The sequence below is a fragment of the Acinetobacter sp. RW6 genome (genome assembly GCF_041956835.1).
Lineage (GTDB): Bacteria > Pseudomonadota > Gammaproteobacteria > Pseudomonadales > Moraxellaceae > Acinetobacter > Acinetobacter calcoaceticus.
On the sequence record NZ_CP167121.1, the window covers coordinates 289,564 to 307,611 of the forward strand.

14 protein-coding genes and 1 pseudogene are annotated in these 18,048 nt (G+C 39.0%); 13 read left to right on the top strand and 2 right to left on the bottom strand.

Going from position 1 to position 18,048, the window contains the following annotated elements; genetic code table 11:
- Window positions 1-217: 217 nt before the first annotated feature.
- Window positions 218-298, bottom strand: a pseudogene (locus tag ACB088_RS01450) (hypothetical protein); the annotation flags it as partial.
- A gap of 497 nt (window positions 299-795) precedes the next feature.
- On the opposite strand from ACB088_RS01450, the gene sdhC reads away from it, so the two are divergent.
- The 10 genes from sdhC to sucD all read left to right on the top strand — a co-directional run bounded on the left by sdhC (window position 796) and on the right by sucD (window position 12,448).
- Window positions 796-1,197, top strand: coding sequence for a succinate dehydrogenase, cytochrome b556 subunit (sdhC, locus tag ACB088_RS01455; RefSeq protein WP_003655453.1), 402 nt, complete (start codon window positions 796-798; stop codon window positions 1,195-1,197).
- Window positions 1,197-1,562 carry a succinate dehydrogenase, hydrophobic membrane anchor protein gene (sdhD, locus tag ACB088_RS01460; protein WP_003655454.1) on the top strand — a complete coding sequence of 122 codons (366 nt, stop codon included), beginning with the start codon at window positions 1,197-1,199 and terminating at the stop codon, window positions 1,560-1,562. The genes sdhC and sdhD overlap by 1 nt, the downstream gene beginning before the upstream one ends.
- 12 nt (window positions 1,563-1,574) lie before the next feature.
- Window positions 1,575-3,410, top strand: coding sequence for a succinate dehydrogenase flavoprotein subunit (sdhA, locus tag ACB088_RS01465; RefSeq protein ID WP_042897590.1), 1,836 nt, complete (start codon window positions 1,575-1,577; stop codon window positions 3,408-3,410).
- Between the two features lie 14 nt (window positions 3,411-3,424).
- Window positions 3,425-4,135 (top strand): succinate dehydrogenase iron-sulfur subunit, encoded by a 711-nt coding sequence (locus ACB088_RS01470; RefSeq protein ID WP_003655458.1) that lies wholly within the window; start codon window positions 3,425-3,427, stop codon window positions 4,133-4,135.
- A 283-nt stretch (window positions 4,136-4,418) separates the two neighbouring features.
- Complete coding sequence (locus tag ACB088_RS01475; protein ID WP_002116082.1) at window positions 4,419-4,547, top strand: hypothetical protein; 129 nt, start codon at window positions 4,419-4,421, stop codon at window positions 4,545-4,547.
- Between the two features lie 157 nt (window positions 4,548-4,704).
- Window positions 4,705-7,545 (top strand): 2-oxoglutarate dehydrogenase E1 component, encoded by a 2,841-nt coding sequence (locus ACB088_RS01480; protein WP_004639167.1) that lies wholly within the window; start codon window positions 4,705-4,707, stop codon window positions 7,543-7,545.
- Entirely contained in the window at window positions 7,545-8,735 is a 1,191-nt protein-coding gene (gene odhB, locus ACB088_RS01485) for a 2-oxoglutarate dehydrogenase complex dihydrolipoyllysine-residue succinyltransferase (RefSeq protein ID WP_003655463.1), read from the top strand. The genes ACB088_RS01480 and odhB overlap by 1 nt, the downstream gene beginning before the upstream one ends.
- 61 nt (window positions 8,736-8,796) lie before the next feature.
- A complete protein-coding gene (lpdA, locus tag ACB088_RS01490) occupies window positions 8,797-10,230 on the top strand; it encodes a dihydrolipoyl dehydrogenase (protein ID WP_005036509.1) in 1,434 nt (477 codons plus the stop codon).
- A 146-nt stretch (window positions 10,231-10,376) separates the two neighbouring features.
- The gene (gene sucC / locus ACB088_RS01495; protein ID WP_003655470.1) at window positions 10,377-11,543 is read left to right on the top strand and encodes an ADP-forming succinate--CoA ligase subunit beta; all 1,167 of its coding nucleotides are present in this window, start codon (window positions 10,377-10,379) and stop codon (window positions 11,541-11,543) included.
- 14 nt (window positions 11,544-11,557) lie between these two features.
- The gene (sucD, locus tag ACB088_RS01500) at window positions 11,558-12,448 is read left to right on the top strand and encodes a succinate--CoA ligase subunit alpha (protein WP_003655479.1); all 891 of its coding nucleotides are present in this window, start codon (window positions 11,558-11,560) and stop codon (window positions 12,446-12,448) included.
- A gap of 390 nt (window positions 12,449-12,838) precedes the next feature.
- On the opposite strand, the gene trpS is transcribed toward sucD, so the two are convergent.
- Complete coding sequence (trpS, locus tag ACB088_RS01505; RefSeq protein WP_375037807.1) at window positions 12,839-13,852, bottom strand: tryptophan--tRNA ligase; 1,014 nt, start codon at window positions 13,850-13,852, stop codon at window positions 12,839-12,841.
- A gap of 207 nt (window positions 13,853-14,059) precedes the next feature.
- On the opposite strand from trpS, the gene ACB088_RS01510 reads away from it, so the two are divergent.
- From ACB088_RS01510 to ACB088_RS01520, 3 genes are all read left to right on the top strand, one after another.
- Window positions 14,060-14,989 carry a DUF808 domain-containing protein gene (locus ACB088_RS01510; RefSeq protein WP_375037808.1) on the top strand — a complete coding sequence of 310 codons (930 nt, stop codon included), beginning with the start codon at window positions 14,060-14,062 and terminating at the stop codon, window positions 14,987-14,989.
- A 26-nt stretch (window positions 14,990-15,015) separates the two neighbouring features.
- Window positions 15,016-15,915 carry a neutral zinc metallopeptidase gene (locus tag ACB088_RS01515; protein ID WP_375037809.1) on the top strand — a complete coding sequence of 300 codons (900 nt, stop codon included), beginning with the start codon at window positions 15,016-15,018 and terminating at the stop codon, window positions 15,913-15,915.
- A gap of 238 nt (window positions 15,916-16,153) precedes the next feature.
- The gene (locus tag ACB088_RS01520; protein WP_092708989.1) at window positions 16,154-17,656 is read left to right on the top strand and encodes a sodium:proton antiporter; all 1,503 of its coding nucleotides are present in this window, start codon (window positions 16,154-16,156) and stop codon (window positions 17,654-17,656) included.
- Window positions 17,657-18,048: the final 392 nt, after the last annotated feature.

Consider the following 18,048-nt stretch of genomic DNA (forward strand, 5'->3'; position numbering starts at 1 on the left):
ACAGAGGGTTAGTCATCAAGACCCGAGCAAAAAAAGTCAGTAAAATCACTGCATCGGGATCGTATAATAAGTCAATTCAACAAGAACGTGCAGAAAAAAAATGAAGGATGAGTACAATTGTAAGCAAATTTTTAAATTAAGATTAAAAATGACAAGTCGGTAGAAAATGCCAATCCAATTAAAAAAATCATAAAACTCATGGTGTAATTTCAAATTGCTAATCAAAAAAAACTCTATTTTTATTGAGTTGTAACAAAGAATATTGGTGTTTTTTTAAGTTTAATTGTATAAAAAATAGCTAATTGAACTGCATTAAAATAATAAAAACTCTTATTTCTAGTAAAAATTGCTTTTTCAAATGTATTTTAGGTTGACTGATTTGGGTTGAATATAAGTACGTTTACTTATTTGAATTGTAGCTTTTATTGAAAATATGAGGAGTTACTAACATTTTTCTATTTATATGATGAATTTATAACTTTATCTTTAGTCTAAAACTTACTTATTTAAAAGAAATTTCAGAAAAAATGAAATTAAATAAAAAGTTATTTTAAACAATAACATGATGGAACTATGTATACCTTTTTAATAGGGTGAATAGGGTGATATCATTGTGAATGATTCTTATTTAATTGTTTTTTGCTTAAATGGGAAAGTTGATTGTTTGTATTTTGATACTTCGCGTTTTATAATTCAGTGTCGTTTATAGGTTAGGCATGAGCTGTGCTTGCCTAACAATGCCAGCTTTCCTTGGAATTAATTCAACAAACTCCGGTCGGAGTTTCTACCTACAGGATGCCCGCTGTGAAAAGCAACAGACCTGTCAATTTGTCCATGGGTCAGGTGTTAGCGGTAAATTTACGCTCACCCGTGGCTATTGCATCAATTTTACACCGTTTATCAGGTGTCATCGTTTTCTTATTAGTACCAGTTCTATTATGGATTTTAGATAAATCATTATCTTCACCAGAAGGATTTGACTACGTTAAAAATGTCGTGTTTGGAAATATCCTTGTACGTTTTATCGTTTGGGTATTTGTAGCCGGCTTATTATTCCACTTTATTGCTGGAGTGAAGCACTTACTTGCAGATTTAGGTTTTGCTGAAGAACTGCAAAGTGGTCGTATTGCAGCGACAATTTCATTGATCTTATCTGTGGTAGCCATTATCGCAGCCTTTGTATGGATTATGTTCTAATGAAAAGTGCTACAGGTTTAACTGGTTCAGGTTCTCGTGATTGGTTTATCCAGCGTGTAAGTGCGGTTGTACTAGCTGCCTATACTGTTGTTCTTTTGGGTTGGATTCTCTGCAAAGGCGGATTTGACTATCAACAATGGGCTGGTTTCATGATGACATTACCAATGAAGATTTTTTCTTTATTGGCAATTTTATCGCTTATCGCACACGCATGGATTGGTATGTGGCAAGTTTTTACTGACTATGTCACTACTCGTCAAATGGGTCCTTCAGCGAAAGGTTTACGCCTTGTACTGACGACGGCTGTCATTATTGCAGTGTTTGTGTACGCAATCTGGGGTATCCAGATTTTCTGGGCGAATTGATAGGAAGACATCATGGGCGCGATAACCCCTAAAGAAGATTATTCAAATATTCAAAACCTCACTTTCGATGCAGTTATCGTTGGTGGTGGTGGTTCTGGTATGCGTGCATCTTACCAACTCGCTCAAGCGGGTTTGAAAGTTGCAGTACTGACTAAAGTTTTCCCGACACGTTCGCACACTGTAGCTGCTCAAGGTGGTATCGGTGCGTCGCTAGGTAATATGCAAGAAGATAACTGGCATTTCCATTTTTACGATACAGTAAAAGGTTCTGACTGGTTAGGTGACCAAGACGCAATTGAATTTATGTGTCGTGAAGCACCAAAAGTTGTGTATGAACTTGAACACATGGGTATGCCGTTTGACCGTAACGCTGATGGTACAATTTACCAACGTCCGTTCGGTGGTCACTCTGCTAACTATGGTGATAAACCAGTTCCACGTGCTTGTGCAGCTGCCGACCGTACAGGTCATGCATTATTGCACACGCTTTATCAAAGCAACGTGAAAATGGGCACTCAATTCTTCGTTGAGTGGATCGCTCTTGATTTGATCCGTAACGAAGCTGGTGATGTTCTTGGTGTAACAGCGATTGATCAAGAAACTGGTAACATTTCAGTATTCCAAGCAAAAGCGACATTATTTGCTACAGGTGGTGCTGGTCGTGTTTACCGTGCATCAACAAATGCTTATATCAACACTGGTGACGGTCTTGGTATGGCTGCTCGTGCTGGTATTCCATTGCAAGATATGGAGTTCTGGCAATTCCACCCAACGGGTGTTGCGGGCGCTGGTGTATTGTTGACCGAAGGTTGTCGTGGTGAAGGTGCAATCCTTCGTAATAAAGACGGCGAACCGTTCATGGAACGTTATGCACCGACTTTAAAAGACTTGGCTCCACGTGACTTCGTTTCACGTTCTATGGACCAAGAAATTAAAGAAGGTCGTGGTTGTGGTCCAAAAGGTGATTATATCTTACTTGATATGACTCACTTGGGTGCTGAAACAATCATGAAGCGTTTACCATCTGTATTTGAGATTGGTAAAAAATTCGCGAACGTTGATATCACAAAAGAAGCGATTCCTGTAGTACCAACAATCCATTATCAAATGGGTGGTATTCCTACGAATATGCATGGTCAGGTGTGTTTACCTGAAGTGGGTACAGACAACTACACTAAACCTGTAAAAGGTTTCTATGCAATTGGCGAATGTTCTTGTGTATCAGTACATGGTGCAAACCGTTTAGGTACGAACTCACTTCTTGACTTGGTTGTATTTGGTAAAGCTGCTGGTGAGCACATTATCGATTACGTAACTAAGCATCATGGTGATGAATACGCACCACTTCCAACAGATGTATTGGGGCAAACATTAGCTCGTGTACGTAAGTTGGATGACTCAACTGCCGGTGAAAATGCTCAAGAAGTTGCTGATGCAATTCGTGATATCGTTCAAGATCACGCTGGTGTATTCCGTACTCAAGCATTGCTTGATAAGGGTGTAAAAGAGATTCTTGCTCTTGAGCCACGTGTGCGTAATATCCACTTGAAAGATAAATCTAGAGTATTTAACACTGCGCGTGTTGAAGCACTTGAAGTTGAAAACTTGTATGAAGTTGCAAAAGCAACTCTGATTTCAGCTGCTGCGCGTAAAGAGTGTCGTGGTGCGCATACTGTAGTTGATTATGAATTACCCGCTGATCACCCAACTTATTCATACGGTCGCCGTGATGATGAGTGGATGAAACATACGTTGTGGTATTCATCAGATAACCGTTTGGAATATAAGCCAGTGCGCTTCAAACCGTTGACTGTTGATGCAATTCCGCCAGCACCACGTACATTCTAATCGGGAGTATAAAGATGAGTAGAGGTACTCGTACATTCGAAATCTACCGCTATGATCCTGATAAGGATAAAGCGCCGTACATGCAAACTTTCAAGCTTGAATTGACTGATAAGCACCGTATGTTGCTTGATGCATTACTTGCATTGAAAGTTCAAGACGAAACGTTAACATTCCGTCGCTCTTGCCGTGAAGGTATTTGTGGTTCAGATGGTGTGAATATCAATGGTAAAAATGGTTTGGCTTGTTTAGAAAACCTGAATGATTTACCAGAGAAAATCGTAATTCGTCCATTACCAGGTTTGCCGGTAGTTAAAGATTTGGTTGTTGATATGAACCAATTCTATGATCAATATGACAAGATTCAGCCATTCTTGATCAATAACCAGCCAGCTCCACCTAAAGAGCGTTTACAATCTCCAGAAGAGCGTGAACATTTAAATGGTTTGTATGAATGTATTCTTTGTGCATGTTGTTCAACTTCATGCCCATCATTCTGGTGGAACCCTGACAAGTTCTTGGGTCCTTCAGCATTGTTGAATGCATACCGTTTTATTATTGATTCTCGTGATACTGCTACTGCAGACCGTTTGTCTCGTCTTGACGATCCATTCAGTTTGTTCCGTTGTAAAGGTATTATGAACTGTGTGTCAGTATGTCCTAAAGGTCTAAATCCTACAAAAGCAATCGGTCATATCCGTAATATGCTATTAGATCAAGCGGGTTAATTCTGCACAAATAGAAAGCGCACATCCTTGATGTGCGTTTTTTTTTAACTTTATAATGTAAACTTTAGACTTTGGTCGAAAAAGATGAGGTTTTTATATATTGCACCATATATTAAAAGATAAAATCGCATATGTATTTCGCCAGTTTATAGGTGGTATGTGTCAAAAAAATCAATCGTTCGTTAAGAACATGATACGATTTGCCACAAAGTTATAGGTGAAAAAAGCGTATACTAGTGAAATTAATTTAAGTAGCACGATCTTAGATCTGTGCTTAATTTTTATGGTTAAAGTCATTTTAGAAAAGTTAATTTTAAAGTTAATTTTTCTAAAAAGATTTGCAAAAAATTGCTCGGTTTTAATCGAGTATAAGGTGAGTGATGATGCCATTGAGGGTGTTGTGATTCATTAATTACCTATGGAGTTTCCTCTCTAGGTAGTATGACGCCCCATGGTCTTAAAGACCTGTTGGGTAAGTAATGCCTTTTTTACCAATTTGGCATTATGCATCATGGGTGTGCTTAAAAGGCAGCCTGTAATATTTTTTGCAATAGGAAATGGGTCCACAAATGCAAGAAGTTGCTGACGCATTGCGTCTTGACACTGAACTTTCCGCTGATAGTGCAGCGTATATTGAAGAACTTTACGAGCAGTACCTGTCTTCCCCAACCTCTGTAGCTGAGGACTGGCGCCAATATTTCGATAAATATCCAAAGGGTGACCAACCACACGGCGCTGTGCGTGAGCAATTCCTATTACTAGGACGTAATGCTAATCGTGTTCAACCTGTTGTACAAAGTACGGTAAGTACTGAGCATGAACGTCGTCAAATTGGCGTTTTACAACTTATTGCTGCTTATCGTAATCGTGGACATCAAAAAGCTAAATTAGATCCATTAGGTCTTGCTAAGCGTGAAGATATTCCTGATTTAGATCTTTCAGCACATGGTTTAACCAAATCAGATTTAGACACAGTATTCAACACAGGCAATCTTGAGATTGGCAAAAGCGAAGCAACGCTTGCTGAAATGATTGAAGCAATGGAAGCAATCTATTGTGGTTCAATCGGTGTTGAATATATGCATATCGTGGACACAAAAGAAAAGCGTTGGATTCAACAACGTCTTGAAAGTGTTCGTGGTCAGCTTAATTTTACAAATGATCAAAAGAAAGGGTTCTTGGAGCGTTTAACCGCTGCAGAAGGGCTTGAAAAATTCCTAGGTAATAAATACGTTGGTGCTAAACGCTTTGGTGTAGAAGGTGGTGAATCTTTTATTCCTATGGTGAATGAAATCATTCAACGTGCTGGTGCTGTTGGTTGTAAAGAAGTTGTTATTGGTATGCCACACCGTGGCCGTTTAAATCTTCTTGTTAATATTATGGGTAAAAACCCTGCAGACTTGTTTGGCGAGTTTGAAGGTAAGGCTATTCATAAGAAAGGTTCTGGCGACGTTAAATACCATCAAGGTTTCTCAAGTAATGTAATGACTCCAGGTGGCGAAGTTCACTTGGCATTAGCATTTAACCCATCTCACTTGGAAATCGTTGGTCCTGTAGTTGAAGGTTCTGTGCGCGCACGTCAAGTGCGTCGTAGAGACATCGGCGGTGATGATGTATTGCCAGTAATTGTTCATGGTGATGCTGCATTTGCAGGTCAAGGTGTGAACATGGAAACCTTCCAGATGTCACAAACTCGTGGCTATACGGTTGGTGGTACTGTACACATTATCGTGAACAACCAAGTTGGTTTTACAACTTCTGATCCACGTGATGCGCGTTCTACTGAATATTGTACTGACGTTGCAAAAATGATTCAGACGCCAATCTTCCATGTGAATGGCGATGATCCTGAAGCAGTAATCTTTGCTACTCAATTAGCACATGATTTCCGTCACGAATTCCGTAAAGATGTTGTGCTTGACTTGTTCTGTTACCGTCGTCGTGGTCATAACGAAGCAGATGAGCCATCTGGTACACAACCATTGATGTATCAAGTGATTGCTAAAAAAGCAACAACTCGTACACTCTATTCAGATCAGCTTGTTCAACAAAAAGTAATTGATCGTGCTGAAGCAGACCAAATGGTTGAAGATTACCGTGCAGATTTAGAAGCCGGAAACCATGTGGCAAACGCTTTGGTACTTGAACCAAATACGAAAATGTTCGTTGATTGGACGCCTTATTTGGGCCATGACTACACAGACGATTGGGATACTTCATTTGACTTAAATCGCTTAAAAGAATTAGGCGAAGGCATGAGCAAACTTCCGGAAGGATTTGTTATGCAGCGTCAAGTGCAAAAAGTAATTGAAGATCGTGTGAAAATGCAAACTGGTGAAATTGCATTGAACTGGGGCGCTGCTGAAACTTTAGCGTACGCAACCTTGATCGATGAAGATTACCTTGTTCGTATTACTGGTGAAGACGTTGGGCGTGGTACATTCTCACACCGTCATGCAAAATTGCATAACCAAGTTGATGGTTCAACATATATTCCACTTTGCAATGTCAAAGAGAACCAACCTCGTTTTGCAATTTACGATTCTTTATTGTCTGAAGAAGCTGTTCTTGCATTTGAATATGGTTATGCAACTACAATTCCTAAGAGCTTAATCATTTGGGAAGCGCAATTTGGTGACTTCGTAAACTGTGCTCAAGTTGTAATTGACCAGTTTATTGCTTCTGGCGAGACTAAATGGGAGCGAGTTTGTGGTTTAACAATGTTGTTACCACACGGTTTCGAAGGTCAAGGTCCAGAGCATTCATCAGCTCGTTTAGAACGTTTCTTACAGTTATGTGCTGAAGACAACATGCAAGTGATCACTCCAACGACACCTGCACAGATTTTCCATGCATTACGTCGTCAAGCTGTACGCCCAATTCGTAAGCCATTGATCGTAATGTCACCGAAATCTTTACTTCGTCATAAACTTGCTACTTCTACTTTAGAAGAGCTTGCAAATGGTTCATTCCAGACTGTAATTGACGAAATCGATCAAATTAACAAGTCAGATGTAACTCGTCTTGTACTTTGTGGTGGTAAAGTTTATTACGACTTACTTGAAAAACGTCGTGAACAAAACTTAACAAACGTCGCAATTGTACGTATTGAACAGTTATATCCATACCCAGAACAACGTCTTGCGGAAATCTTGGCTGCATATCCAAACGTGAAAGAACTTGTTTGGACACAAGAAGAGCCGAAAAACCAAGGCGCTTGGTTATTTATCGCACCGCGTTTATACGACGATATCTTAAAATCTGGCAAACAAATCCGTATCAGTTTTGCAGGTCGTGAAGCTTCTGCTGCACCAGCTTGTGGCTCACCGTACTTGCATGCAAAACAACAAGCTCAGCTAATTAATGATGCATTGGCAATCGAAGCTGAACAATCAGGAGATTCTCAATAATGGCAACCGAAATTAAAGCACCGGTATTCCCAGAGTCTGTTGCAGATGGAACCATCGCAACTTGGCACAAAAAGGTGGGTGAACCTGTATCACGTGATGAAGTAATCTGTGATATTGAAACCGACAAAGTTGTTTTAGAAGTGGTTGCTCCTGCAGATGGTAGCTTAGTTGCAATCATTAAAGGTGAAGGCGATACAGTTCTTTCTGACGAAGTGATTGCTCAGTTTGAAGCTGGTGCTGGTGCAGCGGCTGCTCCTGCAGTAGAGCAAGCAGTTGCTCAAACTCAAGCTGGTGCGGCTCCTGTTGTTGAGCGCACTGAAGCTGTATCTGGTCAAGCTCCTGCAGTTCGTAAAGCTTTGTCTGAAACTGGTATTGCTGCTGCTGACGTACAAGGTACTGGTCGCGGTGGTCGTATTACTAAAGAAGATGTGGCAAACCATCAAACTAAACCAGCTGCTAACGTTACTCCGTTAAGCGTAGCTGTTGGTGAGCGTATCGAAAAACGTGTTCCAATGACTCGTTTACGTAAGCGTGTAGCTGAGCGTCTTCTTTCTGCAACTCAAGAAACTGCAATGTTAACTACATTTAACGAAGTTAACATGAAGCCAATCATGGAATTGCGTAAGCAATATAAAGATGCGTTTGAAAAACGCCATGGTGCTCGTTTAGGCTTCATGTCATTCTTTGTTAAAGCTGTAACTGAAGCACTTAAGCGCTATCCTGCGGTAAATGCTTCAATTGATGGCGATGATATTGTTTATCACGGTTACTATGACATCGGTGTTGCAGTATCTTCTGATCGTGGTCTTGTTGTTCCAGTATTACGTGATACTGATCGTATGAGCTATGCAGAAGTTGAAGCAGGTATTGGTGCTTATGCTGCTAAAGCGCGCGATGGTAAATTATCTATCGAAGAAATGACTGGTGGTACTTTCACTATCACTAACGGTGGTACTTTCGGTTCATTACTTTCAACTCCAATTTTGAATCAGCCGCAAACTGGTATCTTGGGTATGCACAAAATCCAAGAGCGTCCTATGGCTGTAAATGGTCAAGTTGAAATCTTGCCAATGATGTATTTAGCGCTTTCTTATGACCACCGTATGATCGATGGTAAAGAAGCAGTAGGTTTCTTGGTAGCAATCAAAGAATTGTTAGAAGAACCAGCTAAACTCATCCTTGATCTTTAATTTCTTCGAATAATATTACCGAGATAGAGTGATCCTCTATCTCGGACCATGGAGATAAACAATGTCTCAACAATTTGATCTTGTTGTTATTGGCGGTGGTCCTGGTGGTTATGAAGCTGCAATTCGTGCTGCTCAACTAGGCTTTAAAGTCGCTTGTATCGAAAAACGTATTCACAACGGTAAGCCATCTTTAGGTGGTACATGCTTAAACGTAGGTTGTATTCCTTCTAAAGCATTACTTGATTCTTCTCATCGTTATGAAGATACAGTGCATCATTTAGCTGATCACGGTATTACTACAGGTGAAGTGAATTTTGATCTTGCTAAGCTTCTTGCTCGTAAAGATAAAGTTGTTGACCAATTAACTGGCGGTGTCGATCAATTGCTTAAAGGCAATGGTATTGAGTGGTTAAAAGGTACTGGTAAATTACTTGCTGGTAAAAAAGTTGAGTTTGTTTCGCACGAAGGTGAAACTCAAGTTTTAGAACCTAAATACGTGATTCTTGCGTCTGGTTCTGTACCTGTAAATATTCCAGTAGCTCCTGTAGATCAAGATATTATTGTTGATTCAACTGGCGCATTAAACTTCCAAGAAGTACCTAAACGTTTAGGTGTTATTGGTGCTGGTGTAATCGGTTTAGAGCTTGGTTCTGTTTGGCGTCGTCTTGGTGCTGAAGTTGTTGTATTTGAAGCAATGGATGCATTTTTACCAATGGCTGATAAAGCTTTGGCAAAAGACTACCAAAAACTTTTAACTAAGCAAGGTCTTGATATTCGTATTGGCGCTAAAGTTGCTGGTACTGAAATCAATGGTCGCGAAGTGACTGTTAAATACACCCAAGGTGGCGAAGAAAAAACTCAAACTTTTGACAAATTAATCGTTTGTGTAGGCCGTAAAGCTTATGCAGAAGGTTTATTGGCAGATGATTCAGGCATTAAATTGACTGAACGTGGTTTAGTTGAAGTAAACGATTACTGTGCAACTTCTGTAGAAGGTGTATATGCAATTGGTGACTTGGTTCGTGGTCCAATGCTTGCTCATAAAGCAATGGAAGAAGGTGTAATGGCTGTTGAGCGTATTCACGGTCATGCAGCTCAAGTGAACTATGACACAATCATTTCTGTTATCTATACACATCCGGAAGCGGCATGGGTTGGTTTAACTGAAGAACAAGCTAAAGAAAAAGGTCATGAAGTTAAAACTGGTCAATTCGGTTTTGCTGTAAATGGTCGTGCTTTAGCTGCGGGTGAAGGTGCTGGTTTTGTTAAGTTCGTTGCTGATGCAAAAACTGACCGTTTATTAGGTATGCATGTCATTGGACCTGCTGCATCTGATATCGTACACCAAGGTATGATCGCACTTGAATTTGTATCTTCTGTTGAAGATCTTCAGTTAATGACATTTGGTCATCCAACATTCTCTGAAGTTGTTCATGAAGCTGCACTTGCTGTAGATGGTCGTGCAATTCACGCGATTCAACGTAAGCGTAAATAAAATAAAGAGCGGTTCTCCGCTCTTTTTCACATTTGATGGTGTGATTAAAAAAACATCAAGGTGATAGAGTAGACAGCAATTTGCATATACAACATGAGAATGTTGCGCAAATTGAAGACAACAAACAAAGTTAAGTAGGTAACTAAATGAACTTACATGAGTATCAAGCTAAAGCGTTATTGAAAGAATATGGTATGCCGGTACAAGAAGGTATCTTGGCAACCAATGCAGACGAAGCAGTTGCTGCATTCGAACAGCTTGGTGGTAAATTCGCGGTAATGAAAGCGCAAGTTCATGCTGGTGGTCGCGGTAAGGCTGGTGGCGTTAAAGTTGCAAAATCTAAAGAAGATGTTATCGAATTTGCAAATAACATTATTGGTACTCGTCTTGTAACGTATCAAACTGATGCAAATGGTCAACCAGTAAACAGCATTATTGTTGCTGAAGACGTATACCCAGTTGAGCGTGAGCTTTACTTGGGCGCGGTTGTAGACCGTTCTAGCCGTCGTATTACTTTCATGGCTTCTACAGAAGGTGGTGTAGAAATCGAGAAAGTTGCAGAAGAAACTCCAGAAAAAATTATCAAAGTTGAAGTTGATCCATTAGTTGGCTTACAACCATTCCAAGCGCGTGAAGTTGCGTTTGCTTTAGGTTTGAAAGACAAGCAAATCAGCCAATTTGTTAAAATTATGGCTGCTGCTTACCAAGCATTTGTTGAAAATGACTTTGCATTATTCGAAATTAACCCACTTTCAGTTCGTGAAAATGGCGATATTTTATGTGTAGATGCAAAAGTTGGTATCGACTCTAACGCACTTTACCGTTTACCTAAAGTTGCTGCTTTACGTGACAAGTCTCAAGAGAATGAGCGGGAGTTAAAAGCATCTGAATTTGATCTTAACTATGTTGCTTTAGAGGGTAACATTGGTTGTATGGTTAACGGTGCTGGTCTTGCAATGGCAACAATGGACATCATTAAACTTTATGGTGGTCAGCCTGCAAACTTCCTTGACGTTGGTGGCGGTGCAACTAAAGAACGTGTAATCGAAGCGTTCAAAATCATCCTTGCTGATACATCTGTACAAGGTGTTTTAATCAACATCTTCGGTGGTATCGTACGTTGTGACATGATTGCTGAAGCGATTATTGCAGCGGTTCAAGAAGTAAACGTAACTGTTCCAGTTGTTGTTCGTTTAGAAGGTAACAACGCTGAATTAGGTGCTAAATTACTTGATGAATCTGGTTTGAAATTAATTTCTGCGAACGGCTTGTCTGATGCCGCAGAAAAAGTTGTAGCTGCAGTTAAAGCGTAAGGGGAGTATCAATCATGAGCGTATTAATTAATAAAGACACTAAAGTATTGGTACAAGGTTTTACTGGTAAAAACGGTACTTTCCACTCTGCACAAGCTTTAGACTACGGTACAAAAGTTGTTGGTGGTGTTACTCCAGGTAAAGGTGGTACTACTCACCTTGACTTGCCAGTATTCAACACAATGAAAGAAGCTGTACGTGAAACAAATGCAGATGCATCTGTAATCTATGTACCAGCTCCATTCGTTTTAGACTCTATCGTTGAAGCGGTTGATTCAGGTGTTGGCCTAATCGTTGTGATCACTGAAGGTGTTCCAACAATTGACATGCTTAAAGCAAAACGCTACTTAGAAACTAACGGTAACGGTACTCGTTTAGTTGGTCCTAACTGCCCAGGCGTGATCACTCCGGGTGAATGTAAGATCGGTATTATGCCTGGTCACATCCACCAACCAGGTCGTATTGGTATCATTTCACGTTCAGGTACATTGACTTATGAAGCTGTTGCTCAAACAACTAAGCTTGGTTTAGGTCAATCTACTTGTATCGGTATTGGTGGTGATCCAATCCCAGGTATGAACCAAATCGAAGCTCTTCAATTGTTCCAAGACGATCCAGATACTGATGCTATCATCATGATCGGTGAGATCGGTGGTACAGCGGAAGAAGAAGCTGCTGAATTCATCAAATCTAACGTGACTAAGCCTGTAGTAGGTTACATTGCTGGTGTAACTGCACCTAAAGGTAAGCGTATGGGTCACGCTGGTGCGATCATTTCTGGTGGTCAAGGTACTGCTGAAGAGAAATTCGCTGCATTTGAACGCGCGGGAATGGCTTACACTCGTAGCCCAGCTGAGCTTGGTTCAACAATGTTGCAAGTTTTAAAAGAGAAAGGTTTAGCTTAATCGCTTTACCCTAAATCTTAAAAAACACCGCATCTGAAAATGATGCGGTGTTTTTTTATCTATAAATCAAAAATAAAATTTCTAAAGAAGACAAAATAAAATGTTTAAGCAAAAAAATACGCAATGATTGGGGTGATCATTGCGTAGAACAACGAATCTGTAAAAACAGTTTCGGTTTAAGGAGAAATGTCGTGAGGTTCATATGATGTAACCTACATTACAAATAATAGAGATAGTTAAGAAATTCTTCATCGCTATTAGCGTTAATAAGTGTTACTTCACGTTAATAGGGTAAAAGCATGTGAATGAGAAGGAATATATTAGGAATTCTAAAAAATTGAGTCTGATGAGCCAAAAAAAGCCCCGAAGGGCTTTTAGTTTTTAAAGGAATTAGAATTTAAATAATCCTAAACCGTCTTTAACTTCATCTAATGTTTGTTGAGTAATAAGACGACATTTATCTGTACCTTGACGTAAAACATCCATAATGTAATCTGGATCTTTAGCAAGTTCTTCACGACGTTCACGGATAGGGGTGATCAATTCTTTCAAAACACCTTCAAGGCGTTTTTTAACAGTTCCATCACCTAGACCGCCGCGACGATAATGCGTTTTTAATTCTTCAACTTCTTCTTTATTTGGATCAAATGCATCTAAGTAAGTAAATACAATGTTTCCTTCAACCTGACCTGGATCTTCAATACGAAGATGATTTGGATCGGTATACATTGCATTTACAGCTTTTTTAATGTCTTTATCAGAAGCATTTAAAACAATGGTATTGCCTAATGATTTAGACATTTTTGCCTTGCCATCAAAACCAGGTAAACGTGCCATATTTGAAAGCAAAGCTTTACATTCAGGCAAAAGGTCTTGGCCGATTTGACGGTTTATTCGACGTACAATTTCATTGGTTTGTTCAATCATTGGAATCTGATCTTCACCCACTGGAACCACAGTCGCTTTGAAAGCAGTAATGTCAGCAGCTTGTGCAACAGGGTAGCAGAGGAAACCAGCCGGAATGTCACGCTCGAAACCGCGCATTTGAATTTCAGACTTAATGGTCGGGTTACGTTCTAAGCGTGCAACCGTCACGAAGTTAAGATAGAGCATGGTGAGCTCATTCAGTGCTGGCAAGCATGATTGTACGCAAATCGTGGTTTTTGTTGGATCAATGCCTACAGCTAAATAATCTAGAGCAACTTCCAAAATATTGCGACGGACTTTATCTGGATTATCTGCATTGTCTGTTAATGCTTGAGCATCTGCTAATAAGAGATGTTGATGATGGCTATCCTGTAAACCTACACGAGAACGCAAAGAACCGACAAAATGCCCAAGATGAAGTTGTCCGGTTGGGCGGTCGCCTGTCAAAATAATTGGACGCTGATCAACATTACTCATTATTTATTCCACTGTCTTATTGGCTTAATCAGGGGTAGTAAGCCCTGCAATATAAAAGATTGGCATTATTGTACGGGAAATAAAAAAAATTCGTCAGCGATTGGGTAAACTTTTCTTAAAATAATATTGTGAATTTATTCAGTAAAATTACAGAAATTCAAAAAAATCATCTTACAATAGCGTAATAAATACAAACTTGGATAAGAAATGGCAAGTGGCTTACTTTTATTACTAGATGATATTGCAACAATTTTAGATGACGTTGCTTTAATGAGCAAAATGGCAGCAAAGAAAACTGCCGGAGTTTTAGGTGACGATTTAGCCTTGAATGCTCAGCAAGTCACAGGAGTTCGTGCAGATCGTGAGCTTCCTATTGTTTGGAAAGTGGCTAAAGGCTCATTTGTTAATAAACTTATTTTAGTTCCTTTAGCATTATTAATTAGTGTGGTTGCACCTTGGCTCATTAACCCTTTGTTAATGCTAGGTGGCTTATTTTTATGTTATGAGGGAGTGGAAAAAGTTCTTCATACCATTATGCATAAAAAGTCCTCTACTCCTGAGGAGGCCAAAGCAGAGCTTGAAAACGAAGAATTAGATTTAGCAACATTTGAAAAAGATAAAATCAAAGGTGCTGTTCGCACAGACTTTATTTTATCTGCAGAAATTGTTGTGATCTCTCTGGGTACCGTTGCTACTGCTACCTTAATGACTAAAGTAAGTGTACTCAGCATTATTGCAGTTGTGATGACAATTGGTGTTTATGGCTTGGTTGCCATGATTGTTAAGATTGATGATCTTGGATTATATCTAACAGATCAAACGGCATCTTTTAAGCAGACTTTAGGTCGTGGCTTGCTCGCATTTGCACCTATTTTGATGAAGTTACTTTCTATTGTCGGCACTATTGCAATGTTTTTGGTAGGGGGAGGGATCATTAATCATACTATTCCTTTCCTACATCATTTAACTGAAAATACAGTGGACCATGTTGAGACTATACCAGCGGTAGGAAATATCATTGGTGCTTTAACACCGACACTGGTTAACTTTGTAATAGGACTGGTTGCTGGTGCAATTGTTTTATTAATTGTGAGCTTAATACAAAAAATGTGGCCAAAAAAAGCATCGGGTTCATGATGCCATTCTAAAATAAGAGGGAAATTATGCGCTGGAAAGGTCGTCGAATTAGTACCAATGTTGAAGATCGTCGAGGTGGTGGCGGTGTTAGAGCAGGTGGTATCAGCATTATTGGTTTGGTTGTTGCATTTGTTGCGTGGAAGTTTTTTGGGGTTGATCCCCAACAGGCTTATCAGGCAACTCAGCAGGTCACTGCATCACAACAGTCAAATGCAACTGCACCAGAAAGTTTAACAGCCGAGCAAAAAGAAGCCTCTGATTTTGTTGGAACTGTTTTGGCTGATATAGAAGATACGTGGACTCCTATATTTAAACAGTTAGGTAAAACCTATACGCCGCCAAGATTGGTGTTGTTTAGTGGAATGATTCAGTCAGGGTGTGGTACTGCCCAATCTGCAATGGGGCCATTTTATTGTCCGGCAGACCAGAAGGTTTATATCGATACAGAATTCTTTAAAGATATGCGTCAGCAAATGGGAATTTCTGGTGAGCAAAACCAATCTGAACTTTCCAGACAAGATCAGGCAGGCGATTTTGCTCAAGCTTATGTTGTTGCACATGAGGTAGGGCATCATGTTCAAACCTTGCTTGGTATTTCTTCACAAGTACAACAAGCGCGTGCACAAGTGAGCCAAAGAGAAGGTAATCAATTATCTGTTCGCCAAGAGTTGCAAGCTGATTGTTTGGCTGGTATTTGGGCGAGTCATAATCAGCAACGTACACAATTTTTAGAGCAAGGTGATATTGAAGAAGCGATGGATGCTGCTCAAAAAATTGGAGATGATTATTTACAGAAGCGCTCTACTGGTCAGGTTGTTCCAGATAGCTTTACTCATGGGAGTAGTGAACAACGAATGCATTGGTTTCAGGTCGGTTTAAAAACTGGCGATATCAACCAGTGTGATACCTTTAATAATGCAATCTAGGCCTAAACGGATGGGTCTTGTTAAAAGTATTTTATAAGCTCATCCATTTTTTTAGATCATAACTATAAATAATGTTAAGAAATTTAACAGAGTGATAGATTGTTCAATCAATTCGTTAAACTTGTGTCTTAGTTTTTGTTTTTTAAATTATGGCATTGTTAATGCCAGCTTTTTTGTTCAGTTTGGTCGATCTAGCAAAGTTTCTTTTATTTGGTCGTTGACCCGAAGAAGGGTATTCATGGGTAATTTTTTTCTACTACAAGCACTTACAGTGGTTTTTGCGCTCTCAATAGCCACCACGATTTTTAATAAGCGTATTTTGGGCTTTCCACAGGCTATTGGTGTACCTCTGGTTTCGGCAATTTTTGTCTTTATTTTGCAATGGGGGGCTAGTCTGTTAAATGGTAACGAATTTATTACCATCAATATTCACCATATTGAGGAAGTAGTACGTCATATCGACTTCTACGATTTTTTAATTAATGGTGTGATCTGTTTTATTCTAACTTCTTCAGCACTTAAATTTAAAATTTCTGATTTAAGAAGTTACTGGAAGCAAATCAGTATTTTGGCCACCATTGCATTAGTCATTTGCGCTGTTTTATTTGGTGGATTGCTCTATGGGTTCCAACTACTGGTTGGATATCATGTGCCAATTCTGGTGCTTTTACTTTTAGGCGCCGCTTTAGGGGCAACAGACCCAATTGGAATTAAAGGTGTACTTAGTTCGATTCGTGCGCCGCATCATTTGATTGTTAAACTAGAAGGTGAGTCACTGTTTAATGATGCAATGTGTATTGCATTATTTATGACTTTGCTCAATGTTTTACAAGGTGAACATTTTTCGTTGATAGCGACACTAGAAGCTTTACTCTATGAAATCGTTGTTGCGGTCGGAATTGGTTGGGCATTTGGGGTAGGGGTATTGCGTCTATTACGTGGTAAACACGAAATGGAATCTCTGATTCTCACAACAGCTTTGCTCGCGAGTGGAGCATATTTGGTTGCTTTGTTTGCTCATGCATCAGCACCAATTGCTTGTGTAATTGGCGGTTTAATTGTTGGAAACAAATGGAAAGAAATACGCGAAGAGCGAGAGATTCAAGAAATTAATCATTTTTGGCATACCGTAGAAGGAATTATCAACTCATTCCTGTTTACTTTAATTGGCTTAGAGTTATTTATTCTTGATTTAAACTTTAGCCTAATTTTAGGTGGTATTGTTGCATTCTTTATACTTCATATCTCTCGTTTTGCTGCCAACTTTATGGCTTTTGCCTTTTTCCCGAACATGCGGAAAATGAAAAGTTATAATGGTAGTTTAACCATTTTATCTTGGGGTGGGGTACGAGGCGGAATTTCACTTGCATTGATTTTGGCAGTTGCCAATATTCCGGCATTAAGTCCATATAGCAGTATCCTGATTGGCTATACTTTTATTAGTGTGTTGTTGTCAGGCATTGTATGTGGTCTAGGCCTACCAGCTGTGATGAATGCTTTCTATTACAATCCCAATGAAGAAACCGAAGGACTAAAAGGTCTATATCAAAGATTGTGTCATAAGATGAATCGGAGAGGCTTTCAATATATTGTTGGAGAGGATGCACTGGGTAGAGAAACGATTACCGTTTTTAATCCGGATATTTTGGTGGACCAAAAAACTGAAGATGGAATTGCAACAATGCACGACCCAAATAAGTTACAAGAAGTAAAACGATTTGAGAGTCCTGATAATTTCTAAATATTTTCAGTTTTAAATTTTATAAGATATTTAAAAATTAGGTTTTAGTGTAATAGTAAAATATTACCTAAAGCCTTTTTTTTCTATATATATAATTAATAATATATTTTATTTTATTAAGATATTAATAATTGTTATATGAATATTTTAATTAAGTGATATTTCAACAAATGGTAAATAATAAAATATTAAATTTGTTTTATATATAAAACGTTTAATGCAATTTTTAGTTAAATTAACACAAGAAAAACTTAAAGAAGACTTATATATAATTTGTATTAATTAAAATTTTTTCTATAGGTACTTTAGTATTTGTTTTTTTTATTTTAAAGTGTTTAATGTAAAAATGATCACATTACTTAATGTTTTTAAGTTGTAGGTCAAAAACTTGA